A 26,309-nucleotide genomic window follows, 5' to 3' on the forward strand; every position below is an offset into this window, starting at 1 on the left:
TGTCGATCCGTCGTGATGTTGCGTGCTGAGGCTATATTTCTCGGCGTTCGGTAAGCGGAGCTTAGCCAAGATATCGAGCAGCCAGATGGTGCGGCGGATGATGATCCGCTGCGGCAGACGTTTACACAGCCGAACCATTCGTCCATGAATATAAAGGTGCATCTGTTCACCGCCGATGTCGTCATCGCCGGTTCAGATGCGGGGAGGGGTCGGCTGACCGAATGCCTACGAAGCTACTTGCCATGCGGCAAATGCGGCCCATGGGGCCTGCACGGGAAGCCATGTGTTGACGGAGGCGCGCCATTTCGATCCAAGCTGAAACCGAGCCGCGGCGACTGATCGTCGGCATGACCGGAGCGTCCGGTGCCATCTATGGCGTCCGGCTTCTTCAGCTATTGCAGCAGACTGACGTGGAAACACATCTTGTGCTGAGCAAGTCGGCCAAGATCACCTTGGCGCAGGAACTGGATATCAAGGTTTCCGATGTCCTCGCGCTCGCCGATGTCGTCCATCAGGCGGAGAATATCGGAGCCACGATTTCCAGCGGATCGTTCGCCACCATGGGCATGATAATCGCGCCGTGCTCCATGCGCAGTATGGCGGAGATATCGTCTGGCGCAACATCTTCACTGGTGACGCGCGCCGCCGACGTCGTGTTGAAGGAGCGCCGTCGTCTGGTTTTGATGGTCCGCGAAACACCGCTGCATCTCGGTCATCTCAGATCGATGGTTGCGGTGACTGAAATGGGCGGGATCGTCTATCCGCCGGTTCCGGCCTTCTATGCCAAGCCGTCAAGCATCGATCAGATGGTCGATCAGACGTTGGGGCGCGTGCTGGATCTTTTCGCGATCAAGACGGATGTCGTCCGTCGCTGGGAAGGGCTTACTCCGAGTAAAAGTCGAGATCAGTGACGGGTTAATTTGCAACGGGTCTTTGGGGGAGGGCGCGAATGGCAAAGGAAGGCGAGAATTTCTCGAACGAAAGCTGGTCTTTCGCGTTGCGTCTCTATGCGGAGTCCGGCGTGGCCGAAGCGTGCCTTCGTTTGCAATCTATTGCGGGCGTCGATGTGATGATGCTTCTTGCTGTCTTATTCGCTGCGTCGCAAAAGAATATCTCATTGTCCTTTGAAGATGTGAAAGCACTGGACGGTGTTTGCCGTCCATGGCGCGAGCAGGTCGTTCATCCTCTGCGTGCGCTGCGAACCGCTTTGAAGTCTGGACCGGCGCCCGCTCCAACATCTGAAACCGACCAGCTGCGTTCGCGCATCAAGGCCGATGAGCTTCAGGCTGAGCAGATCGAGAACGATCTGCTCGGCAACTGGCTGCAGCATAAAACACGGGCACCGGCCGCACTCTCGCGACATCAGGTCCGCGGCATTCTGGCAGACGTTGTGCGGTGCTTTGGTGCCGATTCCTCAACGATCGAAGTCTCTGCTGAGGTCGATGTCATTCTCGGCGCGACCGCCAGGCTCTCTGCATAGTGCGGTGCACGCTGTTAATTTAATCAGCGAATGCTTGTTTCGTGTTCTTGACTAGCTTTGTAATTTAACTATCGTCCAATGCAATTTCTTGTGGGGACAGGACCTGATATGGCGCAGCCGCAAATTCTCGATACTCGTTTTCGTTCGGCGCTGGCGCGTCTTGCCAAGAAAGATCGCATCCTGACGTTTGAAAAGACGGCGGACCCCCATCTTGAAATCGCAGCGGTCTTGAAGAAGCACGATGGCCGCCAAACGATGCTGTTTCCCGCAGTCAAGGGATACGATGTTCCGCTGGTCGGTAATCTTCTCAGCTCGAAGGAGAATTGCGAGGCTGCGTTTGATCTCGATTTTCGTGGCATCCGCGGATTGGTTCAGCGCGCGCTCGGCGGACCATTGCCGCCGGAACTCGTCACGAATGCGCCTTCGCAGGAGGTTGTTCTTAAAACCGGATTCGATGTCACCAAGCTGCTGCCTGCGCTTTTCCACGCGCCGGGTGATGCAGGGCGCTACGTCACCGCGGGGATCGTGATCGTCAAAGATCCTGAGACGGGTATCTACAACGCATCCTATCATCGCTTGCAGTTGCTGGGGCCGGATCGCTTCGCAATCAAGCTCGACTTCGGCCGGCATCTTCGTCTGGCATTCGAACGCGCCAAAGCGCGCGGCAAGTCGCTGCCGGTCGCCGTCTGTATCGGTACGGATCTTGCGCTGCATTTTACCGCCGCCACGATGGGCTCGCAGATGCCTGAGACGGCTGACGAGCTTGCAGTTGCCGGTGGCCTTGCGGGGCGGCCGTTGACGGTTGCGAAGGCCGTGTCGCAAGACATGATCGTTCCGGCCGAATGCGAGTTCGTGCTCGAAGGCGAAATCTCGATTGACGAGGTTGCTCCGGAAGGACCGTTCGGCGAGTTCGTCGGGTTCGCCGCTCCCGCGGCCGATGCCCCCATTCTGAAGGTCACGGCGGTGACCCACCGCATGCGGCCGATCTATCACGTCATCAACGGCTTCGGCCGCGAGACGATTATCCTGCGCAAATACGTGTTGGAAGCGAGCCTTCTCAAGGTATTGCAGGCTGCAATCCCGATCGTGACGGATGTTGAGATGACGTCGGGCGGTTTGCACCGTTTTCATGCAATCATTCAGGTCGAGAAGCGGAGCCGTCAGCACAATGGATTGCAGCGCAACGCCATTCTCGCGGCGTTCGGCGCGCTGAAGGATTTGGATCTGATCACTGTGGTCGATCACGATATCGATATTCGCGACCCGATCGATGTCGAGTACGCGATCGCAACACGCATGGAAGCGTCGAGCGATCTATTCCTCATTCCCGGCGCGCGTGGGCACGAATATGTTCGTGTCAGCAAGGATGGTATCCGCACCAAACTCGGTATCGACGCAACGGTGCCTTTTGAGGATCAGGACAAGTTCCGGCGTGTTGAATTTGCCAAAACCGATATCGAGCTTGGCGATTTTACACCGGGTGCCAATACGGCGATCCAGTCGCTCGGGATCGACGGATCGAACATCGCATAAATTCACGTTGCATAAGGCCGTCTCACTAAACCTCTCAACGATCGGAAACTCCAATGAAGCGACTTCTTATAGCAGCCTTGCTTGTGGGCACCGGACTAAGCGTTTCTACTGCTTCCGCGCAGGAATGGCCGAGCAAGTCGGCGATCAAGCTCGTCGTGCCTTATGCTCCCGGAGGATATACCGACTCCGTCGGTCGTATTACTGCGCGTTTTCTTGAAAAAGAACTCGGGCAGACGGTGATCGTCGACAACCGTCCGGGTGGAGGCGGCATCGTCGGTTCTGATCTGGTGTCGAAGTCCCCCGGCGACGGCTATACGCTTTGCATCTGCAGCGTGGGCGCAATCTCGATTGCTCCGGTGGCGCAGACCACGTCCTACGATCCGGTTAAAAGCTTCAAGCCGATCAGCATCGTCAGCACCATCCCGCAGATGGTAATCGTCAATCCGTCGCTGCCGATCAACTCGATGGACGATCTGGTTAAGTATGCCAAGGCCAATCCCGGAAAGCTCACCTTCGGCTCGAGCGGCGCCGGTGGCCTGATGTATTACTCGGTCGCGCTGTTCGATAGCCGCGTCGGTACAAAAATGACTCATGTGCCGTTCAAGGGCGGAGCGCCGGCAACTGCCGCCGTGGTCGCGGGCGAGGTGAACCTGTCTTTCACCAACATGACGGATGCCCTGCCGCAGCTCGAGGCGAAAACCGTTCGTGCTCTCGCAGTGACGTCGGCAGGCCGTAGCGAGTTCGCCCCGAAGGTTCCGACTGTCGCCGAGACTGTCCTGCCTGGATATGCGGTTGAGTCTTGGAACGGCGTCATGGCACCGGCCTCGACGCCCGATGCGATTGTCACAAAGGTTTCCGATGCCCTCAAGAAGATGGCAGCCGATCCCGAGGTGAAGAAGCAGATGTCGGTCGCAGGCGCGTCGACCGTGTTCACGACGCCAGCCGAATATAGCGCGCAGATCGCCAAGGAAGTCGATCAGTGGCGGGCGCTGCTCAAGGAAATCTCGGAAAAGAAGACCTGAGCTTCAGCGATCGGCGGGCGGTGAGCTAGGTCTCACCGCTCGCCTTCTGTCTTCCGGCGGCATGGGAGCTTGCCAATGAAATCTATCGCTCGGCGTGGAAATACCGACGTCTATTCGGGATTTCTTCTCGTTGCCATCTCGACTGTGGCGCTGCTGTACATCCGCACTCTGACGATCGGTACCGTGCTCGACATGGGGCCGGGCTATTTTCCTCTCGGTCTTGCCTTGATTTTGCTGGGCATGGGACTTGTCCTTGTGGTCAAGGGCCTTGCCGCGACGGGCTCGCCGGTCGGCACCATTCATCTCCGCCCGCTCTTCTTTATCCTGCTGTCCTTCGCGGTGTTCGGCCTGCTGATCGAACGTGCTGGCCTCGTGATTGCGGTTCTGATGCAGGTCGCCATCGCGCATTTCGCCTCGCGTGAAAGCACCTGGCTTGCGAGCGTCATTACGGGCATTGCACTGGCGGTCGCGTCTTCCGTCGTCTTTGTCTGGCTTCTCAAGATTCCGGTGAACGTGCTGCCATGACGGATATCTTCGCTGCTCTCGGCCACGGTTTCTCTGTCGCGGCCACGCCTCTCAACCTGTTGTTCTGTTTGATCGGCGCCATTTGCGGCACGCTGATCGGCGTGTTGCCGGGACTCGGACCGGTGGCAACGATTTCTTTGCTTCTGCCGGCGACCTATGCACTCGATCCGGTGAGTGCGATCATCATGCTCGCGGGCATTTATTACGGTGCGCAGTATGGCGGTTCGACCACGGCGATCCTTGTCAACATTCCGGGCGAGTCCACGTCGGTGGTGACGGCTATCGATGGTTACAAGATGGCGCAGCAGGGGCGGGCGGGCGAGGCGCTTGCCATCGCCGCCATCGGCTCTTTCATCGCGGGCTGTTTTGGAACCGTGATTATTGCGCTGCTCGGACCGCCGTTGGCCGTGATGACACAGAAATTTGCGTCGCCTGATTATTTTTCGCTGATGGTGCTGGGTCTCGTCTCCGCCGTTGTGCTCGCCAACGGATCGGCTTTTCATGCGATCGCGATGATCTTCCTCGGCCTGCTGCTTGGCATGGTCGGCATGGACCTCAATACCGGCGAAGCGCGCATGACGTTCGGTCTGATCGAATTGTCGGATGGCATCAACTTCGTTGCACTGGTGATGGGTCTGTTCGGTGTTGCCGAGGTCATTGCCAATCTGGAAGGCGTTTCAACGCGGATTGTCAATCACTCCAAGATCAACAGCATCTGGCCGTCGTTCAAGGTACTGCGTGGCGCCTGGGGCGCAGTCACGCGCGGGACCCTGTTGGGGACGTTATTCGGCATTCTGCCGGGTGGCGGCGCAACCATTGCATCTTTTTCCTCCTATGCGCTCGAGAAGCGCGTTTCGAAGACGCCGGAGCGCTTCGGCAATGGAGCTATTGAGGGCGTCGCGGGGCCGGAGTCGGCCAACAATGCGGCAGCACAGACGTCCTTCGTTCCGCTCCTGACCATGGGCATTCCGACCAGCGCAACCATGGCGCTTCTGGTCGGTGCGCTGACCTTGCACGGCATTGCTCCGGGGCCGACCATCATTTCGCGCCAGCCGGATCTGTTCTGGGGGCTGATCGCAAGCATGTTCATCGGCAATGCGATGCTGGTGATCATCAACCTGCCGATGATTGGAATCTGGGTCCGTCTGCTCAACGTGCCTTACCGGATCCTTTATCTTGTCATCGTCGTGATTTGCGCGATTGGCGTTTTCTCGGTCAACAACTCGAGTTTCGACATTTACATGACGGTCGGGTTCACGGCGCTCGGCTACATCCTGCGCAAGCTGAATGCCGAACCGGCGCCATTGCTGATGGGATTTGTCCTCGGTCCGATGCTGGAGGAGAATTTCCGCCGCAGCCTGATCACGGCGCATGGGGATCCGACCGTGTTTCTGCAGAGGCCGATTAGCCTCGTTCTGCTGCTGTTGTCACTGGGATTGCTGATTTCGATCCTGATGCCTTCCATCAGCAAGCGCCGCCAGGAAGTCTTTCAGGAGTGACGACGGCTCGTTGTCGCGCCTCCAATTGAGATCGGGACTAACAACATGAACAAGCATCAATCGGCGCAGGCCGTGACCGGAGAAGCCGGCTTGCGCAATGGCGGGCAAATTCTGGTGTCTGCGTTGCGGCGCAATGGAGCCGATCGCATGTTCGGCGTGCCTGGTGAAAGCGCACTGCCGATTTTCGACGCTGTTTATGAGCCTGATGCTGGTGTCCGGTTCATTATGTGCCGGCACGAGGCGACGGCGTCCCACATGGCGGAGGCTGACGGTAAGCTCTCCAAGCGGCCCGGTATTTGCGTGGTAAGCCGTGGCCCAGGCGCGATGCAGGCGGCGATAGGTTTACATACGGCATGGCAGGATTCCACGCCGATGATCTTGATTGTCGGCCAGGTGCCGCGCAGCCATCGCGGCCGCGAAGCCTTTCAGGAAATGGATTATAGCCGGACGTTCGATGATATGACGAAGTGGGCGGTGGAGATCGACTCCGTCGATCGCATTCCCGAGATTGTCAGCCGTGCTTTCCATGTCGCGATGCAGGGGCGCCCGGGACCAGTGGTCTTGTCGATACCCGAAGACGTGCTGAGCGCGACAAGCAGTGTCGCCGATGCTGCGCCGGCGACGACCATTGATGCCGCGCCGTCGGCCCAACAGATGGCCGATGTACGTCGGCTTCTGCAGCAGGCGCAGCGTCCATTGGTTATTGTTGGGAATCTCGGTTGGAATGTAGAGGCGGCTTCCAGGTTCCGCACCTTCGTGGAGCAAAACAATCTGCCGGTTGTCGCGGGATTCCGGTCGCAGGACGTGCTCGACAATCGCTCCGAACAATATATCGGCGACATCAGCCTCGGTTGCAGCCGGCCGCTGATGGCGCGGGTAAAGACGGCGGACCTGCTTCTTGTGATCGGTGATCGTCTCGGCGACGTCACCACCAATCATTATTCGCTGTTCGATGTGCCGACGCCGAAGCAGGCACTGATTCATGTTTTCCCCGGGCCGGAAGAACTCGGGCGAGTCTATGTGCCGACACTCGGCATTCCTGCCAATTCCTCTCGCTTTGCCGAAGCTCTCGCGCAGCTCGATCCTCTCGATCATTCGTCCTGGGATGCGTGGCGGGCGGAATCGCGTCTGGCCTATGTCGAGTATCAGGCGCCGCGACCGGATTTTCCGCCTTTCGATCTTGCGAAGGTGATTGATCACCTCAACACCGCATTACCTGACGATGCGATCGTAACAAACGGAGCCGGCAATTACACGGTCTGGCTGCACCGTTATTATCGCTATCGCGGCCTTGGCACCCAGATCGCTCCGAAGTCCGGCACCATGGGGTATGGACTGCCCGCCGCGGTCGCCGCGCAACTGCGCCATCCCGAACGCCGGGTTGTCTGTCTCGCCGGGGATGGCTGTTTCATGATGGCCTCGCAGGAATTCGCAACCGTCGTTCAGCAGAAGCTCCCGGTCGTCATCATCATCGTCAACAACACGATGTACGGCTCGATCCGCATGCATCAGGAATTGAGCTTTCCGAACCGCCCCAGCGGGACGGATCTGCTGAATCCGGATTTTGCAGCGCTGGCGAAATCCTATGGTGCGTATGGCGAAGCCATCGACGCACATGACGATTTCCCGGCGGCCTTTTCGCGTGCGGTTAACGCGGGTGGCCCCGCGATCATCGAACTTCGCGTCAACCGCAAGCAACTGACTCCGGATCGCTCGCTCTGAGGAGGTCATAAGCAGGCCGGGAACACGGATCAGCAGGTATGACGCAGCCAAGGGAGCGCGAATATTGCGTTGTCCCTCGTTGAATTAATACCTACAGTTAGCCAGTAAGCTGAATTGATTCCAGTCGAACTATCAGGAGTTGCCCCGCGTGCCGGGATCGACGGTGACAAAACCAGAACTGATGCCCGGAGGGGATGATGCGGTTTTTCGCACCTTCATTCACGACTTTCTGGCATTTAGCGCGCGTGTCGACCAATGCCGGGTTGGATTCGGCGAGCGTCTCGGAATTTCAGGCATCGCATATACGACCCTGATATCGATCGCCTACCTGCAGGGTGAGAAGGGAGTCGGCGTAAGCCGCGTTGCCGAGCACCTTCATCTGTCGGGCGCATTTGTCACCATTGAAGTGTCGAAGCTGGTCGAAGCCGATCTCGTGAAGAAGCGGGTCAACGAAAGCGACCGCCGTCGCGTCTTGCTGACGGTGACGCCCAAAGCGAAGCGGCTGCTCGATGAGCTTGCCAGCATTCAGGCTCCCGTCAACGACGCTCTTTTCGGCTGTCTCAGCGCCGCCGAGTTTGCGCTGTTGTCATCGATGCTGGCGCGCCTCGTCCCTTGCGGCGACAAGGCGGTTTCGATGCTCGCTTTCACGTCGAAGTGGTCGAAGGCGCCAGCTGTGAAGTCTGCGAATTCCATAGAGAAGCGCAAAAGCAAAAGGCGTGCAGCCTGATCGGCTGCAAGACGTCCTTCCTCCAATCCAATTGTTGACCGACCAGCGGTTGATCGCGTTTGCACGCTGCAGAGTGGCTGATGTTCGCTGTGCTGCAGCACCGAAATTTTTCCTCGCGGGGACGAGTTGCGTGCTGCTTGACTAGCTTTGTAAGTTAGCTAGTATTTTTTGATATTTCGACGGTCGGAGAAACGGCGCGCGGCGTCGGCATTCCGGTGTGCTTTTGCAAGCCGTTGAGGTGGCTAAGTCCAAAACTTCTGGCGCGAATTTTCGTCGCGCTGTTTCCCTGACGAATCGTAAACGTCCTTTGCTGCTGGACCCGTGGGTGAATGATGCAAAACTTCGACGTGATTTCGTGTTTCATCGGCGGCAAGAGCGAGCAGGGCGGCAACTATTTCGAGAAGCGCTATCCGGCGACCGGAGAGGTCATTGCGAAGGTGGTCGAGTCGGACCAGGCGCAGGTTGATCGTGCTGTCGATGCTGCGCGCAAAGCGCTGTCAGGTCCCTGGAAGAACACCACCATGCTCGAGCGTGCTGCGTTCCTGGAACGCCTTGCAAACAAGCTCGATGAGCACATCGATGAACTCGTCGCCGAAGAAATCAAGGATACCGGGAAGCCCATAACCGCGACCCGTAATGTCGAAATTCCGCGCGCTATCGCGAATTTCCGGGCGTTCGCGGCGATTGCCCGCGAAGATCATCTCAAGCCATTTCAGACGAATATGCTCGCGGGAGGCGTCGCGGACAACATGGTGCTGCGACAGCCAATCGGAGTCATCGGGATTGTCGCGCCGTGGAATCTCCCGCTGCTGCTTCTGACCTGGAAGGTTGCGCCAGCGCTTGTCTGCGGCAACACCATTGTCGTGAAGCCTTCGGAGCATTCACCGCGCACCGCTGTTCTGCTGGCTAAAATCGCGCATGCGGTCGGGCTGCCTGATGGCGTGCTCAACGTCGTGCACGGTCACGGCGCGGATGCGGCCGGAAGTTTCCTCGTGTCGCATTCCGATGTCGGTGCGATCACGTTCACGGGCGAAACACGAACGGGCGAGGTAATCATGAAGGCTGCGGCCATGGGTCCGCGCCCGGTTTCGCTTGAACTTGGTGGAAAGAACGCCGCGGTCATTTTCGATGATGCTGACTTCGATGCCGCAGCTGCGGGTACGGTCCGCTCCATGTTCGACAATTGCGGGCAGGTGTGTCTGACGACCGAGCGCATCTTTGTGCATCGCAAGATATTTGCGCCGTTTGTCGAGCGTCTTGCGGATCTCACGAAGAAGCTTCAGCCGGGCGACCCGCACCTTGCGGTGACGACCTTGGGGCCGGCGATCAGTGATATTCAACGCGACAAGGTTCTGGGCTTTTACCGCCGGGCCGAGCAGGAAGGCGCCCAGGTCGTCACCGGCGGAGGCGCGTTGCAGATGCCTGCGTCTTTCGCGGATGGCTATTGGGTCGCGCCGACGATCTGGACCGGCCTGCCTGACGATGCGGAAGTCTGTCAAAGAGAGGTGTTCGGCCCCTGCGGACATATTTCGGTTTTCGATGATGACGACGAAGTCGTGAAGCGGGTCAACAATTCGAGTTACGGTCTCGCATCGACGGTGTGGACGAAAAACATGGAGCGGGCACGCAAGGTCGCCACGGAAATCGAAACCGGGACGGTATGGGTGAACTGCTGGCGGGTGCGCGATGAGCGGGCGGCTTTCGGCGGCTTCAAGCGTTCAGGCATCGGCCGGGAAGGCGGGACGTGGTCGCTCGATTTCTACTCCGAATTGAAGACGGTTTGCGCTTATACGTCGTGAGTCCGCATGTCCGGCTGAGGCGCATTGCGTTTGCCGCTGCCCACAACAACAGCAGCGTCTGCCCTATATTTGGTGCAGAAAGGCGGCGGGAGTGGCTTGCTAGGCAGAGGCAAAACGTGTTGACTGCCGTCATATTGGCTTTATATTAAAGCTAATATTGCAAATGAACATGGGGCTGGTTTCGTCAATGAGGTTGCGTCCGTGCAGGATCGTGCTTTCAGGCGTACGTTAGGGGAATTTGCGACCGGCGTTGCCGTGGTGACGGCGCGCGGCAGGGGCGATGATCTGGTCGGAATGACGATGAGTTCGTTCAATTCCGTTTCCGTCGATCCTCCGCTTGTCCTCTTTAGCGTCGATCGAAAGGCTCTCAGCCTGCCGGCGATGCAGGAAGCCAAAGGCTTCGCAATCAACGTGCTGGCGCGCGAGCAGGAAAACGTTTCCAATCAATTCGCGCGGGCTCTCTCCAACAAATGGGATCAGGTGAAGACGAGCGTCGGTCATGCCGAAGCTCCGCTGATTTCCGGCGCGCTAGCTCATTTTGAGTGCGAACCCTATGCGACTTACGATGGCGGCGACCACGTTATTTTCGTGGTGCGCGTCGTTCGCTATTCATCGCATCCGTCCTCGCCCGCGCCGCTGGTTTTCTTCCGTGGCCGCTATCGCGATTTGGTTGATGAAGCCGAGCGGACACCCGAGTGGCCACTCCCCATTCATTACTGACATGCCGGCAGTGGAGATTCCTGTTTTGATCGGAAAGACCCGACCATCGCCAAGGCTGCTTCGATCGCGCAGACGTTCTGCTCGCTCGGCCGGGGCGCGGTTCGTTCCGAATTCGGTTCGCGTTACCGGCCGACGCTTGATTTCTATGGCCCGAGCGGCATTGTTGCCGCGCAGGGCAGGACCGCCTGATTTATTCTTCAAGGAGAACGACAATGCCAGTGAACAAGAAGCATGACGAATTCCACACGATTGACCTGAAGAGCGGTTGGGAAACCCCGGCAGGCTATCCGGCAGGCATCCAGCAAAAGATTCTGTCCGGTTCTCTTGATGAGACAAACAACCGCGGCACACGGACGCGGCTGCTTCGCTTTGAACCGGGCGTCTACACAACTGCGCCGTTCTCCCACGACTATTGGGAAGAAGTGTATCTCATCTCCGGCGATCTGATTGTTGGCAATGATGCGAACGGCGAAGGTGGCGAGAGCTTTCAGCCGAACACCTACGCCTGCCGCCCGCCGCATGCGAAGCATGGACCGTTCAAGTCCATCAATGGCTGCATGCTCGTTGAAATCCATTATTTCGATCCGGTCTGAGGACAGGGCGGCCTTCACTTGTTCGCGAAGGCCGCTTTCACTTTAAGGAGACAATCATGAAGTTGAGGACGGCACTTTCCGCACTTGCGCTCGTCGGTAGCCTGGGAGCGACCATGCCTGCGGTCGCTCAGACCAAGCCGGATTCGCTGGGGCTGGGTATTTTCACGTTTACGTCCGGACCGGCCGCTGCTTACGGGATGCCCGGCAAGAACGCTGCGGACCTGATGATCGAGCAGATCAACGCAGCCGGCGGCATCGGCGGCGTGAAGATCGTGCCGACCTATGTCGATGAAGCCCAAGGCGCCCAAGGCGTCATCGCGGAGTATCGCCGCCTGTCTGGCGAGGCGAGCAATCAGGTGATGATTGCCGCGTTGTCGAGTGCGAACTGTCTCGCGCTGGCGCCTCTCGCCGAGCAGCTTCAGGTGCCGACGGTGGGCTGGAATTGCGATACGCATCATCTTCTGCTGGATGGCAAGAGCAAGTATGTGTTCCGTCCGAACGGCAACACCGTTCCCGAATTCGTCGCCTATGCGGTTTACCTTCTGGCCCGTAAGCCGGATGTAAAGACGGTTGCGATCATCAATCCGGACTATGCGTTCGGACATGATGCGGCGACGATCTTCAAGGCCGCGCTGAAAGCCCTGCGCCCGGATATCCAGGTGGTGGCCGAACTCTTCCCGAAGATGGGCTCGCCGAACTACCAGACCGAAATTTCGCGCCTGACCACGGCGCGGCCAGATGTCGTGTTCTCCAACCTTTGGGGTGCGGATCTCGAAAACTTCGTGCGGCAAGCGCAGCCGCGCGGTCTTTTCAGCTCCAGCCAAGTTGTCCTTGCGCTCGGCGAAACTGTGCTGCAGCGCGTGCCGCTGCCGGAGGGTGTGATCGTCGGCGTGCTCGGCGATGGCTGGTGGATGTCGCCAGACGCTGCGGCGAACGCGCAGACAAAGAAGTTTGTCGACGCGTATAAGGCTAAGTATGGCGAGTATCCGGTGTTCCCGTCGATCAAGATGGCGAATACGCTGCTCTACGTGAAGGCAGCCTATGAAGCCGCGATGAAGAAGAACGGTGGTAAGTGGCCGAGCCGCGCCGAACTCGTCGATGCGATGCGCGGAAGCAAGGTGCCGACGCTCACCGGCACCACTGTGACGCGTGCGGACAATGATGGCATGGTCGATCAGATCGTCGGCGTGACGGTGAAGTCGCCTAACCAGAGCTTCCCGGTGATCGGCGAGATGGTGCGTTACAAAGGCGATGCGCTGATGCCGAAGGAAGGACAGGATCCGATCGGCTGGATCTCGACCTTGACGCCGGCTTTTGCTGCTTCGCTTCCGAAGCCCGGTAGCTACAAGTAATCCGTGACAGCTGGCCTCCCGCGACATATCCGCGGGAGGCCGTGCCGGAAAGCATGGAACCGACGATGAATGCAATCATCCCGCTCGCGCTGGATACGCTCTCCAGTGCTGCCCTGATCTTCTTTGCGGCAGTGGGACTCACACTCGTTTTCAACGTGCTGCGCGTCCTCAATGTCGCTCATGGCAGCTTCTATTCGATCGGCGCTTATGTCGCGGCATCGCTCTGCCTCTTTATCGTTAGCCGGCAGCTCAATCCCTATCTCTCGTTTGTTGTGTTGCTGTTCAGCGCCGTTCTCGTCGCCGTGATCCTCGGGCCGCTGATCGAAAGCACCTTGATCCGCTGGACTTACGGAAAGTCCGAGGCCGTTCAGATCCTTATCACCTTCGGCCTGTTTCTCATTCTCGAAGATGTGCAGCGTATCGTGTTCGGCGTTCAGTCTCTCTACGAGGATGCGCCCATGCGGTTGATGGGCTCGACGGCCATCGGCGGCATTGTCTATCTCAACTATCAGATTGCCCTGATCGCGATGGCGGTCCTCGTCGTTATCGGTCTGCGCCTCCTCATCAAGCATACGCGATATGGCCGCCTGATTACCGCCGTGGTGTTCGATCGGGAGATGGCTCAATCGATCGGCATCGACACCAACAGGATTTTCATTCTTGCCTTTTCGCTCGGCGTTTTCTTGGCTGCCCTCGGCGGCGCGCTGGCGGTGCCGACCTCGGGGGTTGCCCCCGGATTGGGCGCAGACACGATGGTGCTGGCATTCGCTGTCGCGGCCATCGGTGGGCTTGGCCAGATCGAGGGGGCCGCGCTCGCTGCGCTGATCGTTGCGCTGGCGCGGGTACTTGCGATCTATTTTGCGCCCTCGCTGGATGCGGTTGCACCCTATGCCGCGATGCTGATCGTCCTGCTGGTTCGCCCCTATGGTCTATTTGGTTCGGTCACTGCGAGGCGGATATGATACGCACCCTTGTCTTTGTCCTCGCGGTTCTTGCGCTTGTCATTGCGCCCACGGTCGCGCCCTGGCTCGAATTCGTGCTCACGATCGCCATCGCCAAGGGCTTCGCTGCGCTCGGTGTCGCCATCCTGTTGCGCGCCGGCCTAATCTCCATCGGTCATGCCATGTTCTTTGCCATCAGCGCCTATGGCGTGGCTTTCTTCGCGGGGAGCGGCATATCGGATTTTGGCATCCTGCTGGTGTTGTCGGTGGTTGTTGCGGGGATGGCGGGAGCGGTGGTCGGCGCTTTTCTTGTCCGTTATCGCGCCATCTTTTTCGCGATGCTCAACCTTGCGGTCTCCATGGTGTTCTATGCGCTGTTCGCCAAGCTTTACGGCATCACTGGCGGCACCGACGGCATGCCGGTTCCCGTGCCGCATGTGTTCGGCCTTGCACTCAGCGAGCCTGCCTTCAAGAACGTGTTGTTCTACGGCAGCGTGGCGTTAATGGTGCTGGTAGGGTTTCTGGTTCATCGTTATCTCGATAGCCCGCTCGGTCATGCCCTGTCGGCGGTTCACACCAATGAGGTGCGCCTCGAATATCTTGGCGTTCCTGTCTGGGCTGTTCTGCTGGTTGCTTATGTTCTGTCGGCGATGCTCGCGGGTATTGGCGGCGCGATCTCCGCTTTCGCTATCGGCCGCGTGGTTCCGGATTTCGCATTCTGGACGGCATCGGGCCATCTCGTTCTGGTCGCGGTGTTCGGCGGAATCGGCGGCGTGCCCGGTGCCTTTATCGGGGCGCTGTTTCTTGAACTCTTGCACACCAAGGCCGCGGCTTACACCGATGCCTGGAATCTGATCGTGGGGGCGACGCTGATCGCCGTCATCATGTTCCTGCCGAAAGGGCTTTACGGTCTTTTCTCCCGTAGCGAGGTTTCGGCCCAATGAGCGCTCCGATTCTGCAGGCGAGAAATCTGCACGTTGAATTCAGCGGTGTGAAGGCGGCCGACGGCGTCAGCCTCGACATCAATGAGGGTGAATTTCTCGCGGTGATCGGGCCGAACGGCTCCGGAAAGACAACGCTGCTCAATCTCTGCACCGGGTACGTCCGGCCGAGGTCAGGCAGTGTTCTTCTCGACGGCCATGCGATTACCGGGCTGACGCCGCGCGCCATCACGCGTCGTGGCGTCGCGCGGGCCTTCCAGATCCCGCAACTGTTCTCTGACCAGACCGTGCTCGACAACATGATGCTGGCGCTTGCGGCGAAGGACGGTCTGTGGACCATGGTGCGCCCGCTCGGATCGCGAGCCCGGCGCGACGAGGCGATAGCGCTGCTGGACCTGATCGGATTGCGGGATGATCGCAATCGCGTCAGCCGTACCTTGCCAGAAGGTCACCGCAAACTGCTCGATATCGCGGTGGCGCTGGCGCTGAAGCCGCGCCTGCTGCTGCTCGATGAGCCGACCAGCGGCGTCAGCACGCTCGAACGGTTTTCGCTGATGGAATCGCTGATGAGCGCGCTTCGTCAGCGCAGCATCACCGCGCTGTTCGTGGAGCACGATATGGATGTGGTGGCGCGTTATGCCAATCGTGTTCTGGTCTGGAACGCCGGCACCATCATGGCCCAGGGGCATCCCGACGAAATCTTCAAGGATGAGCGCGTCCTGAAAAATGTCATAGGTGTCGCATGACATTGGCGCTCGACAAGGTCGCGGTCTCGATCGAAGGCGTTCCGGTCCTGCGCGGCGTCTGCTGCGAGATTCTTGAACGCAAGACGACGATTCTGATCGGACGCAATGGCGCGGGAAAGACCACCACGCTGCGCGCGATCATGGGGCTTCTGCCGCTCGACGGCGGCGACATCCGCCTCGATGGCGAGGATTTGCGCAAGCAGCCGGCGCATTATCGCGCGCGTGCCGGAATTGGCTACGCGCCCGAAGACCGTCGTCTGGTGCCGGAAATGAGCGTCGAGGAAAACATCCGTCTTCCGGGGCTTGCGCTTGATCTCGACAAGGCCGAGATCAAGCTACGGCTCGAAGAGATCTATACATTTCTTCCGCAGTTGCATGTGATGCGGTTGCGGCCGGGCGGCGGGGTGTCCGGCGGTCAGGGCAAGATGGTGGCGCTGGGCCGCGCGCTGATGGTCGCACGCAAGGTGCTGCTGTTGGACGAACCGTTTCAGGGGCTTGCTCCGGCGCTCGCGCTGGACTATGCGCGGACGCTGGGCGAACTGCGCAAGCACCGCCCGGATCTGGCGCTGTTCATCACCGAATCCACGCCCGCGCTACTCAATGCGATCGCCGATCGCACCTTGCGGATCGAGCGCGGCGAAATTTCCGAACAATCCACGCATCTAGCGGAGAACGAGAATGCTTCTGCAGTTTGATCGCATCGCCAAGGACCGAACGGACCGGATTGGTATCAACATCGAGACTCTGGTGATCGCCGGCTGGGCGGGGCGTGACGTGGCCGCGATCGAGCATCATATTGAGGAATTGGCGGCGATCGGCGTGCCGCGCCCTTCGACCACGCCGCTCTATTACCGGGTGGCGGCGCAGACGCTGACTCAGGCCGACCAGCTTACCGTTCTCGGCCCGGACAGTTCCGGCGAGATCGAGCCGGTCGTGGTCGCCATGGCTGATGGTCTGTGGATTGGCATCGGCTCCGACCACACCGACCGCAAGGCGGAAGCCGCTGGTATTGCGCTGTCAAAACAGCTTTGCGGCAAGCCGGTGGGGCGGCAGCTCTGGTCCTACGCGGATGTCGAAGGACACTGGGACGAACTCACCCTGCGTTCGTGGGCTGTCATCGATGGCGCGCGCGTCCTATATCAGGAGAGCAAGGTCGCGAGCCTGCGGACGCCGCGCGACCTTATCCGCAAGTATGCCGATGCCGAAACATTGCAGCCCGGCACGCTGATGTTCTGCGGCACGCCTGGCGCGATTGGTGGTATCCGTCCGGCGTCGCGCTTTGAGATGGAACTGCACGATCCGGTGCTGAAGCGTTCACTGAACTATGCTTATGATATCAAGGTGCTTCCGGTCGTATCCTGAGCGCTGGCCGGATACATCTTCCTCACCAACTCCCGCATGAGACCTTGCCGATGTCTGCTGTTCAACGTCTGGAAGCCGCGCTTGCGCGCATTGCCTCGCCCGATCTGGAAGGGAAGAAGGCTTTCACCGCTGTCTTTACGGAGAGCGCCCGGCGTGAGGCCGAGGCAGCCGATCGGCGTGAGACGTCAGGGCAGTCGCTCGGGCCTCTGGACGGTCGCATCGTCTCGGTGAAGGCGCTGTACGACGTGGCGGGCACGGTGACTACGGCGGGCTCGGCGGTTCTGCGCGGCCTGCCGCCTGCCGCGAAGGATGCTGCCGTCGTACAGCGCTTGCGTGCGGCAGGAGCGGTCATCATCGGCAAGACTCAGATGACGGAATATGCGTTCTCGGCACTCGGCACCAATCCGCATGACGGCACGCCGGGCAATCCGCGCGATCGTCAGTGGGTGCCGGGCGGTTCGTCGTCAGGCGCGGTGGTCTCGGTGGTGGATGGTATGGCCGAGATCGCCATCGGCAGCGATACCGGTGGCTCGATCCGCATTCCGGCGGCATTGTCCGGCGCTGTCGGCTTCAAGCCGACGCGTGGCCGCGTACCGCTGGACGGTTCATTCTCGCTGTCCTCGAGCCTCGATACTCTTGGTCCCATTGCATCGAGCGTGCGTGACTGCGCGCTCACCGATCAGGTGTTGTCGGAAGAAGGCAGCGGTGCGCTGAGTGCAGCGCCTGCAGAGTCCTTTAAGTTGACAGTGGCGCACGGACGGTTGTTCGATCGCTGCGAGCCGGAAATCCTGGCCGCATTCGAAGATGCCTTGGCGCGGCTGCGCAAGGCGGGCCTCCGGATCGCGGACGGTTCGATGGACAAGGCGCTCGATGACGTTGCCGCCATCGACAAGATCGGGACTTTTCCTTCGATCGAACTGGGCGCGACTCTCGTCGGCCTCGGCGTCACCAGCCTCGATGGCATCGATCCCAAGACGCGCGTGCGCATCGAGGCAGGTGCCAATATCAAGGCGGTCGATTACGTTCGCATGGTTCGGCTTCGCGATGCGGCGGTTCGTGCTTTTGAAGCGTCGTTCGAATCTGACGAAGCCTTCATCGTGCCGACCACGCCCATCCGTGCGCCGCTCTTGTCGGCGGTCGAAAGCGATGCAGGATTCCATGAGGCCAACGGACTGGTGCTGCGCAATCCGCGCGTTGCCAATATGCTCGACTGCCCGTCGGTATCGTTGCCTTTGCCCATCAACGGGCTTCCCGCTGGACTCATGCTGATCGGCCGCAGGAACGCGGACCGCAAGCTGCTTGAGATAGCTGCTGCCATCGAGGCTATCCTGCAGCGTTGAGAATCCGGCGCCTGACGGCACGACAGCACCCCTCAGTGGATTTCGGGTTCCGGCGTCGCGGCGCCCGCCTGCAGGAAATCAAGATCGCAGCCGATATCGGCTTGCCCGATATGCTGTGAAAACATCGCGCCATATCCGCGTGTGAAACGCGGCGGAGGTGCGATCCATGTGGCCCTGCGTATTTCTATCTCCGCATCATCGATATCCAGATGGATGCGCCTTTCCGGAACATCGAGCTCGATCATGTCGCCGGTCCTGACGAGCGCCAGCGGGCCGCCCACGTAGCTTTCAGGCGCGACATGGAGCACGCACGCGCCATAGCTCGTGCCGCTCATTCGCGCATCCGAAATTCGAACCATGTCCCGCACGCCCTGTTTGACCAGCTTGGTCGGAATCGGCAGCATGCCCCATTCTGGCATGCCCGGGCCGCCCTTTGGTCCTGAATTGCGCAAGACCAGAACGTGATCGGGCGTCACGTCGAGATCGTCGCGATTAATTTGCGATGCCATATGGTTGTAATCGTTAAAAACGAGAGCAGGCCCGCGATGCTTGAGAAGCCGCGCTTCCGCGGCTGAAGGTTTCATTACGCAGCCTCCCGCCGCGAGATTGCCGCGCAGAACCGCGAGACCGTTGGCAGAGGATATAGGCTGATCGACCGTGCGAATGACGTCGTCATTCCAGACATTGGCTTCGTCCAGCACCTCCGCGAGGGTGTGGCCGAGCACGTTCTTCTGTGACAGGTCGAGATGGTTTGAAATTCTCTTCATCAGGCCCGGTAACCCGCCCGCGTAATAAAAATCCTCCATCAGGTATTTTCCGGACGGGCGGATATTAGCGATAACGGGGACGCGCGCCGACAGTTCGTCAAAACGTTCGAGCGCGAGGTTGATGCCGGCGCGTCGGGCGATTGCGATCAGATGAATGATGGCGTTGGTCGATCCTGCGATCGCGGCGCTGGTGATGATCGCATTGTCGAATGAGCCCGCGGTCAGGATGTCGGCTGGTTGCAAATCTTCCCAAACCATCTCGACGATCCGTCGTCCGCAAGCTGCTGCCATGCGGGGATGACTGGCGTCGGGTGCGGGAATTGAGGACGAGCCCGGAAGGGCCAGACCCAGAACTTCCGCCATTGCTGTCATAGTGGCGGCTGTTCCCATTGTCATGCAGACGCCGTTGGAGCGATTGATGCCGCTTTCCATTTCGTTCCACTGAGCGTCGCTGACGTTTCCGGCGCGCCGTTCGTCCCAGTACTTCCACAGATCGCTTCCCGAACCGAGGACCTGTCCATGCCAGTTACCCCGCAGCATGGGGCCGGCGGGCATATAGATCGCAGGCAGTCCGGCGCTGATGGCTCCCATCAGCAGCGCTGGCGTTGTCTTATCGCAACCGCCCATCAGAACCGCGCCATCGACCGGCTGCGCATGGAGATTTTCTTCCACTTCCATCGCGAGCAGGTTGCGATACAGCATAGTCGATGGCTTCACGAAATTCTCCGGCAGAGCCATCACCGGGATTTCGATCGGAAATCCTCCGGCCTGCAGCACGCCGCGTTTCACGTCCTCCACGCGATCCGGAAAATGTGCATGGCAGTGTGCAAATCCGCTCCACGTGTTGACGATCGCGATAATCGGCTTTCCCTCGAAGTCCTCTTGCGCGTAGCCCATCTGCTTCATGCGCGAACGATGGCCGAACGAGCGCATGTCATCCGGACCGAACCATCGGTGGCTCCGTAAATCCTGTGCTGTTTCAGGGCGCCGACGCTTCAAATCATTCGACATAGCAACCTCAACAAGGAGTGGCAGTCAGCCTCAAAAGGACATCGTTACTTCAGCCGGTCACGTGCTTCCGGCGTGTTCATATTGTCAGGGGATTCTCGTTAGCAGAAGCTACCGATGATGTCGCGTTGACAGAGAACGCCAGGCGGTTCGTAACCACCTTCGCCAGCCGCCCGTTTTCCAGATATCGCTCGCGAGTGCAGCAAGACTATCCTCGACCGCAACGGAAATGTGGAAAGGAAACATATGCTTTTCGCTGAACCAGCGGACCCCTTCCTCCACCAGATCAAGCTCCAGGAGATACTCGCCGGGTTTATGAGGTGCGATGGTGTCGATCAACATTCGGCTGCGTGCACCGGCTTTGATCGTTTGCGTCAGGGGTGTTCTTCCATCGGACCAGATGATCACTTCACCATTGCGCGACAGCCAATGGTTGCCGAGCGCGATGCCGCTTTCATCAAAAGGCTTCCAGTCCAGCGGGCTGCGGTTCTGTATCGCAACGTCGATTCGAAGCTGCTGACCGGGTCGTAAAGTCAATTTGGAATAGGGGCCCGTTATCGTGCCTGCGTAGATCGACTCAGGATAGCTGCCGGCCGTCTTGTGGCCGGTATCGCAAGGCAGTTGTTGCGCAGACCACGCAATGGCTTCTTCCAGACTCTCCGCCAATCGCTCGGATGCCTTACCGCGCATGATGGACGCGTAGCCGGCGGATATGACAGAGGTTTTATGGCCAGCGGGAAAAAGCTTCTTCAGGCCGGCATTTGGAAATCTGAACCTTCTGTATGGATTGAACTTGCTTCCATTGGGAAGAAAGAGCGCAACAGGTTCTTCAAAGGGACGATCTGCGAATAAGTCGACGATGGGCGTATCTGCAATTGCAAGGAGTTGCACTTTGCGCCCCTCCGCCAGAAGTGCGCGTGCCACTTCGAGCGCAATCATGGCGCCCTGGCAATTGCCTCCGATCACATAAGGCCCTTTCGGGTGAACCTTCTTGATCTCGTCGACATAGCGAGTGACGAATGCCTTCGCTGCCGGTGCATTGTAGTCGAGAAATAAATATCCAGACCTCATCATATAGGCCGGTCGGCGCGAACCGACGATCCGGCCGAACTGCAAGGCCTCCTCTTTGGTTTGCAAACACCAGAAGAGGGGAATTCCGGCTTGTGCCGTTCCCACGCGACGCAGGAAGCCTCCCTCCGAAGCGGGCCGCCCCGGCCATTGGGCCAGAAACTCGCTCATTCTCTCGCCGACCCATTCCGGAAGGGACGGTGCATTTTCCGGTGAGAGCTTGTTGTCCTGATATCCCGGAGATTCTTTTGTCCGGGCGGAAACGAGGTTTACGAAGTCCGATAGTCTGGAATGTTCAGAAAAATCTTCCGGGGAAAGATAGAGGCCGAAACGCTCCTCAATCGCGAAACACATCTGAAGCGCGAGCACGGAGTCTCCACCCAGCGCGAAGAAGTCGGCGTGTGAATCACTGAGCGGACCGCACTTCAAAAGCCTGGACCAGATCTCGGCGACAATCTGTTCGATACCGATCAATTTCGTATCCGGCACCTCGTTGTTAGATGGTCCAGCGAGAACGTGAAGTTGTTCGCTGAAGCGTGGATCGCCAACCATCGCAGCAAGCGAAAAGCGCTGTACCTTTCCAAGGGGTGTTCGTGGCACGTCCTCGCTTCTGATCAATCCGACGACTGCAGGAACAAAATGATAGGCCGAGGTCACGATGGAGCGAATCTCGGCGGCTGCATCTGCCAGTTCGTAAGCTTCGTCGTTTTCGGCCACAGCGAAGATGGCTACCGGTTTCCCTGAGGCCGGGCTGCGCCGGATCAGACTTTCCCGAAACGGCGCGACATAAACCTGGCGAAATCGGCTTTCGGAGGCGATAGTTTTCTCGATCTCCAGACATGAGAATTTCTTGGCATTGATGACGATCTGATCCTTCTCGCGGCCGACAACTGTGAGAAGACCATTGCGGAGGAAGCCTAGATCGCCGGTCCGCAGCCAGTCATCGTCCGTCAGCAGGTCGGCGGTGCCTTCTTCGTCTCCCAGATAGCCGCACGTCATGGTCGGACCCTGCACCTCGACAAGGCCGATGGCTTCTTCCGCCAAGATGGTCCCATTGTCGTCGACGATCCGTACGGCATGACCTGCGGTCGGTCGATCAAGGACGACCGGTCCTTCCTCCGTTAGATCTGGCGAAAAGACGGCGCCGCCTCCGGCCACGGGGCCACATTCCGTGAGGCCGTAACCGAGAATGATCGAGTCGGCAGGCAGGCCGAATGGTGTCAGGAGGTTAAGAAAGCTGCGGCACAGGGGCCGGGAAATTTGCTCCGCACCGATGCCGATTTTCCGGACGCGACTAATATCCCATTTCCGTCCCGGTTGGCTCTTGAGAGCATCGATGATCAGTGACATGCCGAAATTCGTCATGGTCGCGTGCGTGGTGCCCGTCTGTTCGACAACATCGAGCCAAGAGAGCGGATTTGCCGCGAACCATTCAGCATCGAGATGGATCTTGCGCGCGGTGTTGGGCGCTGCAAGGCCAAGGCCCATGATATGGTCGAAGGGTGACCACGACAGGAAGGTTACCGCGTCCCGCGCGTCAGGCACCTTCGCCCACCAGCGTGCCAGGACGGCATCTGCGGTCAACCCCACGAGCTTTGGCTGTGCTGTCGTTCCGGACGTCAGCACCGCAAGCTGCGCACCGCCTTGATTTTCAGAGATCATAGCGATCTCGGCAGGCTGCCTTTCGTTGTTTAATTCGTCGAATTGGAGAATCTTCAATCCCGATGCGGCCGCATCCGGTGTGTCCGTCAGGTCTGGATCATCGGTGAGGATATATCCATCGCTTAGGACCGAGTTCAAAAAGGAGAATATCTCTCTGCGTCGTGTTGCTCCGAACTGCTTGCTTGCGTTTTGGACGAGAGGCACAGCCAAGAGATTGGAGAGAAGCGCAGCCCAAAGCGCGGGAATGAAATTTTCGCTGTTCCGAAGATTGATGACGAGGTCGTCGCCTGCCTTCAGGCCGCGTCGCTGAAGGGCGAGGGCGAGCCGCTTCGCGTTTTGCAGCGTGTCCCGATAGGATATGGTCGAGAGAGTGCCATGTCTTATTGCGTGGACGAACTGGCCTTCGGGAAATCGATCGACCGCGTCGAGGAGGGCGTGAGTCAGTGTGGAATAGGGGACTCGGTTTGCAGGCTCGCCGCGAGAAATGGCGGGTGTCATGGCCGCTGACCAGCCAGATCGGTCAATGAGACGGCGTAGTATCTGCCGATTTTTGCGATCTCCGATGTGGCATTCGATCTTCCGCGGGCTGACTTGTGCCAGTCCGACGCCGAATAATATTGGCTGGGGTAAGTCGTCCATCCAAGCTCAATTGACGCAGGCAGATGTCGCCTTGCCGCCAGGATCGCCCTGCGCAGATGATAATGGATGGTCACAAGAATAGCGGATCTGAGATCGCGGAACTCCGGATGCGTCTCCAGGATTTCCTTGGAGAAGAGCATGTTCTCTTCCGTGTGAGCGGCCCGAGATTCCACGAGAACCGCCCGATCCGGCAGACCCGCCTTCCGTGCGAAGTCGGACATGGCAACCGCCTCGCATTCTCCCAAGTTGCTATTGAAACCGCCGGTGAAAAGAAGAAATCTGGCTTTGCCGGACCGGTATAGCTCAATCGCACGCTCTGCCGGGCGCTGCCAGTCATTCATGCCGAAGACAATCGCGACTTCCGCCTCGATCAGATTGTCTTCGAGAAACAAGCAGCTTCCGATCAGATCGGTATCCATCGGCACGTTCGGAATGCCCATTTCAGATCGAGATCGTCTTGCGAAGGTTGCGCACGCGCGCAACGGATGCTTTCAGATCGTCCATTGTGATGTCTCCGTCTGCCAAACTCTCGGCGATCCATGCAGCGAAAGATGCAGGCAGATCCTGATCGTAGTTCCTACGATTTCTGATGATGAAAAGGTCATTGCCTGCTTTCAATGCCTTGCGAGCGATGCTGGGGCGCTCAAAGCCGTAACCGGCAAGCCCCATGTCGAGATCGTCGGTTAGTGCCACGCCTTCAAAACCGAGCGTACCTCGCAGTATATCCGTCACGACGGTGCGGGAGAGAACGGCAGGCTGACCCTCATAGATCAAATGTCCGCTCATCACCATCACAGCGCTCCTATCGCGAATGAGTTCCCTGAACGGCGAGAGATCTCGATCAGATCGCGATGATGAAACGTCGTCCCGAAGCGCCAGATGGGGGTCGTACCTGGCGCCTCCCTGTCCGGGAAAATGCTTGAGGGAACATAATATTCCAGCCGCGGCAAAGCCTGCCATGAGCGTTCTTGCATAGGTGGTCACAATTTGGGGATCGGTGCTGAAGGCTCTTCCAAAATGACCAACCGCCGGGTTTTGCGGATCATCCAGGTCGACAACCGGCGCCAAATTCAAGTTGAAGCCAAGTCGCGCCAGGGCATGACCGGCCTCTTCGTAGAGGTTTCGCGCCTGGTCGATGGAGTAGTCCTGAGCCATGGTCTTGGCGGACGGCAAGGGGGTGCAGCCATGCGCCGCGACCAGCCTTTGTACGGCTCCGCCCTCATGATCGATCGCCAGGATCGGCTTCTGCGGGGCATTGTCGGAAAAAAGCGCCGTCAGACCAAGTACGTCACTTTTGCTGCCGATGTTGTCTTTGACAAAGATGACCCCTCCAGCGCGGCCGTCGCGTATCTGCCTCGCGAGCAGTTGGGCCGATCTGGAGCTGGCGTCGCGGCCGTCAAACCCGCAGATCAAAATCTGACCCGTGCTGTTCTGCACGTCGGAGTTGGCAGATATCGAAGGACGGCGAAATGCCCCGGTCGCGCCGATCACAGCGGCAGCTCCGGCCATGCCCGTTAGAAATAAACGGCGGCGCATTGTCGTTCCTTTGGGCAGCCGACTGGCAAACGGATGCCTTTCAGCCCGCTTGGCCGGAGAGGCACGCGTGACCCTACGTGCACCATGCACCTATTAAGCCAGCCCCGATAAGCTGCACTTTTTTCAGAAAAAAGGGGGTTAGTCACCATCATGTGGGACGAAGAGAACAACTAAATCAATAGAACTCCGGGCAAGTGCAGGCCCGGGCCTTATTTCTGAATGGCGTCCGACTGCCTGTGCAGAACATAAGTGGACTTGGGTCGCCCCGGCATTTGCCGGGCCCTGGTCTGCAAAAGCTCCGACTAGTTCTTTCTCTCCTTCATTCGTTCGATGAGAAGCTTTGCGACACGAAGGCTCGAAGGCGTCGTATTTCGCGTCGCCAGTTGCACGAGAGTGATTTGCGTTGCCTCCAGGCGCTTGTCGCGGAGGGGAATCGCGATCAATGAACCCGCAATCAGTTCGGGCATTGCGGAGTCGCGGGGCAGGAAAGTCCCTATGCCGGTTTTCATGGCGATCGTGCGCAAGAATGCGATGGAATTCGTCTCGCTATAGAGATCGAGTTGAATGTTGGCCTTGGCACAAGCACGATCGATTTCCTGACGGATGCCGAAGGAAGGGTCCGGCAGGATCACACGCAGGCCTGCCAGATCTTTCACGGTGCAGAATTCTCGTGTCGCCATCGGGTGATGCGGCGCGACCATCAGACACAAGGATTGGCGCATGCGCGCCAGTTCGATCAGATCCCGACGAGGCGCGCGGCCGAATACAAGTCCGAGGTCAACCTCGTGCTGTCCGACCATTTCCGCGACCCGATTGGTGCCGGCGGTTGTGACGGTGATCGATATGCCGGGATAGTCCCTGGAAAGATCGACAACGAAGTCTGAGACGAAGCTTGCGAGAAGACCTTCGACAGTTGCGATCCTGACGTGGCCACGCTGCAGCGTATCGAACTCCTCGACCTGCGCACGAATCCGGTCGAGCTTGTCTTCGCTCTCGACTGCATAACGATAGAGCAACTGCCCCGCGCCAGTCAGCGTCATGCCGCGTGATCCGCGCTCGAACAGCTTGGTCGAGAGTTCGTCTTCAAGTCCTTGCATTTGCCGGCTGATGGCGCTGGGCGCGATATTGAGCGATTCCGCAGCGCGCTTGATCGATCCCCGCAGAGTGACCTCGCGAAAATAACGCAATGCAGTTGATTCAATCATGCTTTCAGCCCTTGAGGCAGCTTGCTCGCAAATGCAGCATGTCTGCACATGGGTCTAATTTTTAGAATTCTGACTTCGAATTTCAATGCTTTTATTCGATCTCCTAATTTGTCATGCTTCGC

General features: G+C 58.8%; 23 protein-coding genes. 18 read left to right on the forward strand and 5 right to left on the reverse strand.

The annotated features are described in order from the left end of the window. Positions 1-302: 302 nt before the first annotated feature. The 18 genes from J0H39_23960 to J0H39_24045 all read left to right on the forward strand — a co-directional run bounded on the left by J0H39_23960 (position 303) and on the right by J0H39_24045 (position 18,302). Positions 303-911, forward strand: coding sequence for a UbiX family flavin prenyltransferase (locus J0H39_23960; protein MBN9499815.1), 609 nt, complete (start codon positions 303-305; stop codon positions 909-911). 38 nt (positions 912-949) lie between these two features. Beyond that, entirely contained in the window at positions 950-1,480 is a 531-nt protein-coding gene (locus J0H39_23965; GenBank protein MBN9499816.1) for a TIGR02444 family protein, read from the forward strand. A 108-nt stretch (positions 1,481-1,588) separates the two neighbouring features. Next, positions 1,589-3,013, forward strand: a complete 1,425-nt coding sequence (locus tag J0H39_23970) for a UbiD family decarboxylase (protein MBN9499817.1) — start codon at positions 1,589-1,591, stop codon at positions 3,011-3,013. Positions 3,014-3,066: 53 nt separating this feature from the next. Continuing rightward, a complete protein-coding gene (locus tag J0H39_23975; protein ID MBN9499818.1) occupies positions 3,067-4,035 on the forward strand; it encodes a tripartite tricarboxylate transporter substrate binding protein in 969 nt (322 codons plus the stop codon). A 75-nt stretch (positions 4,036-4,110) separates the two neighbouring features. Continuing rightward, positions 4,111-4,560 (forward strand): tripartite tricarboxylate transporter TctB family protein, encoded by a 450-nt coding sequence (locus J0H39_23980; GenBank protein MBN9499819.1) that lies wholly within the window; start codon positions 4,111-4,113, stop codon positions 4,558-4,560. Next, positions 4,557-6,059 carry a tripartite tricarboxylate transporter permease gene (locus tag J0H39_23985; protein ID MBN9499820.1) on the forward strand — a complete coding sequence of 501 codons (1,503 nt, stop codon included), beginning with the start codon at positions 4,557-4,559 and terminating at the stop codon, positions 6,057-6,059. Before J0H39_23980 ends, J0H39_23985 begins: the two co-directional genes overlap by 4 nt. A gap of 45 nt (positions 6,060-6,104) precedes the next feature. After that, positions 6,105-7,781, forward strand: coding sequence for a thiamine pyrophosphate-binding protein (locus J0H39_23990; GenBank protein ID MBN9499821.1), 1,677 nt, complete (start codon positions 6,105-6,107; stop codon positions 7,779-7,781). A 148-nt stretch (positions 7,782-7,929) separates the two neighbouring features. Beyond that, positions 7,930-8,508 carry a winged helix-turn-helix transcriptional regulator gene (locus J0H39_23995; protein ID MBN9499822.1) on the forward strand — a complete coding sequence of 193 codons (579 nt, stop codon included), beginning with the start codon at positions 7,930-7,932 and terminating at the stop codon, positions 8,506-8,508. Between the two features lie 329 nt (positions 8,509-8,837). Beyond that, positions 8,838-10,307 carry an aldehyde dehydrogenase family protein gene (locus tag J0H39_24000; GenBank protein ID MBN9499823.1) on the forward strand — a complete coding sequence of 490 codons (1,470 nt, stop codon included), beginning with the start codon at positions 8,838-8,840 and terminating at the stop codon, positions 10,305-10,307. A 201-nt stretch (positions 10,308-10,508) separates the two neighbouring features. After that, positions 10,509-11,027, forward strand: coding sequence for a flavin reductase family protein (locus J0H39_24005; protein ID MBN9499824.1), 519 nt, complete (start codon positions 10,509-10,511; stop codon positions 11,025-11,027). A 212-nt stretch (positions 11,028-11,239) separates the two neighbouring features. Then, entirely contained in the window at positions 11,240-11,620 is a 381-nt protein-coding gene (locus J0H39_24010) for a cupin (protein MBN9499825.1), read from the forward strand. A 56-nt stretch (positions 11,621-11,676) separates the two neighbouring features. Beyond that, a complete protein-coding gene (locus J0H39_24015) occupies positions 11,677-12,972 on the forward strand; it encodes an ABC transporter substrate-binding protein (protein MBN9499826.1) in 1,296 nt (431 codons plus the stop codon). 65 nt (positions 12,973-13,037) lie between these two features. After that, positions 13,038-13,934, forward strand: coding sequence for a branched-chain amino acid ABC transporter permease (locus tag J0H39_24020; protein MBN9499827.1), 897 nt, complete (start codon positions 13,038-13,040; stop codon positions 13,932-13,934). Then, complete coding sequence (locus J0H39_24025) at positions 13,934-14,857, forward strand: branched-chain amino acid ABC transporter permease (protein MBN9499828.1); 924 nt, start codon at positions 13,934-13,936, stop codon at positions 14,855-14,857. Before J0H39_24020 ends, J0H39_24025 begins: the two co-directional genes overlap by 1 nt. Next, positions 14,854-15,600: an ATP-binding cassette domain-containing protein gene (locus J0H39_24030; protein ID MBN9499829.1), complete on the forward strand. Its 747-nt coding sequence runs from the start codon at positions 14,854-14,856 to the stop codon at positions 15,598-15,600. Before J0H39_24025 ends, J0H39_24030 begins: the two co-directional genes overlap by 4 nt. Further along, on the forward strand, positions 15,597-16,295 hold the full coding sequence (locus J0H39_24035) for an ATP-binding cassette domain-containing protein (GenBank protein MBN9499830.1): 699 nt from the start codon (positions 15,597-15,599) through the stop codon (positions 16,293-16,295). Before J0H39_24030 ends, J0H39_24035 begins: the two co-directional genes overlap by 4 nt. Beyond that, positions 16,279-16,962 (forward strand): DUF2848 domain-containing protein, encoded by a 684-nt coding sequence (locus tag J0H39_24040; GenBank protein ID MBN9499831.1) that lies wholly within the window; start codon positions 16,279-16,281, stop codon positions 16,960-16,962. Before J0H39_24035 ends, J0H39_24040 begins: the two co-directional genes overlap by 17 nt. A gap of 50 nt (positions 16,963-17,012) precedes the next feature. Then, positions 17,013-18,302 carry an amidase gene (locus J0H39_24045; GenBank protein MBN9499832.1) on the forward strand — a complete coding sequence of 430 codons (1,290 nt, stop codon included), beginning with the start codon at positions 17,013-17,015 and terminating at the stop codon, positions 18,300-18,302. Between the two features lie 32 nt (positions 18,303-18,334). On the opposite strand, the gene J0H39_24050 is transcribed toward J0H39_24045, so the two are convergent. From J0H39_24050 to J0H39_24070, 5 genes are all read right to left on the reverse strand, one after another. Next, the gene (locus J0H39_24050) at positions 18,335-20,080 is read right to left on the reverse strand and encodes a dihydroxy-acid dehydratase (GenBank protein ID MBN9499833.1); all 1,746 of its coding nucleotides are present in this window, start codon (positions 20,078-20,080) and stop codon (positions 18,335-18,337) included. A gap of 108 nt (positions 20,081-20,188) precedes the next feature. Continuing rightward, positions 20,189-23,305 (reverse strand): AMP-binding protein, encoded by a 3,117-nt coding sequence (locus J0H39_24055; protein ID MBN9499834.1) that lies wholly within the window; start codon positions 23,303-23,305, stop codon positions 20,189-20,191. Beyond that, positions 23,302-23,886, reverse strand: coding sequence for a YdcF family protein (locus J0H39_24060; protein MBN9499835.1), 585 nt, complete (start codon positions 23,884-23,886; stop codon positions 23,302-23,304). Before J0H39_24060 ends, J0H39_24055 begins: the two co-directional genes overlap by 4 nt. 1 nt (position 23,887) lies before the next feature. Then, positions 23,888-24,982, reverse strand: coding sequence for a glycoside hydrolase family 3 protein (locus tag J0H39_24065; GenBank protein MBN9499836.1), 1,095 nt, complete (start codon positions 24,980-24,982; stop codon positions 23,888-23,890). Between the two features lie 302 nt (positions 24,983-25,284). Beyond that, a complete protein-coding gene (locus J0H39_24070) occupies positions 25,285-26,187 on the reverse strand; it encodes a LysR family transcriptional regulator (GenBank protein ID MBN9499837.1) in 903 nt (300 codons plus the stop codon). Between the last annotated feature and the right edge of the window lie 122 nt (positions 26,188-26,309).

The organism is Alphaproteobacteria bacterium, from assembly GCA_017308135.1.
GTDB lineage: Bacteria > Pseudomonadota > Alphaproteobacteria > CACIAM-22H2 > CACIAM-22H2 > Tagaea.

Coding starts and splice junctions, on each gene's coding strand:
- J0H39_24010 (MBN9499825.1), top strand. CDS start 11,240: ATGCCAGTGAACAAGAAGCATGACGAATTCCACACGATTGACCTGAAG.
- J0H39_24035 (MBN9499830.1), top strand. CDS start 15,597: ATGACATTGGCGCTCGACAAGGTCGCGGTCTCGATCGAAGGCGTTCCG.
- J0H39_23965 (MBN9499816.1), top strand. CDS start 950: ATGGCAAAGGAAGGCGAGAATTTCTCGAACGAAAGCTGGTCTTTCGCG.
- J0H39_23975 (MBN9499818.1), top strand. CDS start 3,067: ATGAAGCGACTTCTTATAGCAGCCTTGCTTGTGGGCACCGGACTAAGC.
- J0H39_24055 (MBN9499834.1), bottom strand. CDS start 23,305: ATGACACCCGCCATTTCTCGCGGCGAGCCTGCAAACCGAGTCCCCTAT.
- J0H39_23980 (MBN9499819.1), top strand. CDS start 4,111: ATGAAATCTATCGCTCGGCGTGGAAATACCGACGTCTATTCGGGATTT.
- J0H39_24045 (MBN9499832.1), top strand. CDS start 17,013: ATGTCTGCTGTTCAACGTCTGGAAGCCGCGCTTGCGCGCATTGCCTCG.
- J0H39_23990 (MBN9499821.1), top strand. CDS start 6,105: ATGAACAAGCATCAATCGGCGCAGGCCGTGACCGGAGAAGCCGGCTTG.
- J0H39_24040 (MBN9499831.1), top strand. CDS start 16,279: ATGCTTCTGCAGTTTGATCGCATCGCCAAGGACCGAACGGACCGGATT.
- J0H39_24065 (MBN9499836.1), bottom strand. CDS start 24,982: ATGCGCCGCCGTTTATTTCTAACGGGCATGGCCGGAGCTGCCGCTGTG.
- J0H39_24000 (MBN9499823.1), top strand. CDS start 8,838: ATGATGCAAAACTTCGACGTGATTTCGTGTTTCATCGGCGGCAAGAGC.
- J0H39_24070 (MBN9499837.1), bottom strand. CDS start 26,187: ATGATTGAATCAACTGCATTGCGTTATTTTCGCGAGGTCACTCTGCGG.
- J0H39_24050 (MBN9499833.1), bottom strand. CDS start 20,080: ATGTCGAATGATTTGAAGCGTCGGCGCCCTGAAACAGCACAGGATTTA.
- J0H39_24015 (MBN9499826.1), top strand. CDS start 11,677: ATGAAGTTGAGGACGGCACTTTCCGCACTTGCGCTCGTCGGTAGCCTG.
- J0H39_24020 (MBN9499827.1), top strand. CDS start 13,038: ATGAATGCAATCATCCCGCTCGCGCTGGATACGCTCTCCAGTGCTGCC.
- J0H39_24030 (MBN9499829.1), top strand. CDS start 14,854: ATGAGCGCTCCGATTCTGCAGGCGAGAAATCTGCACGTTGAATTCAGC.
- J0H39_23970 (MBN9499817.1), top strand. CDS start 1,589: ATGGCGCAGCCGCAAATTCTCGATACTCGTTTTCGTTCGGCGCTGGCG.
- J0H39_24060 (MBN9499835.1), bottom strand. CDS start 23,886: ATGGGCATTCCGAACGTGCCGATGGATACCGATCTGATCGGAAGCTGC.
- J0H39_23985 (MBN9499820.1), top strand. CDS start 4,557: ATGACGGATATCTTCGCTGCTCTCGGCCACGGTTTCTCTGTCGCGGCC.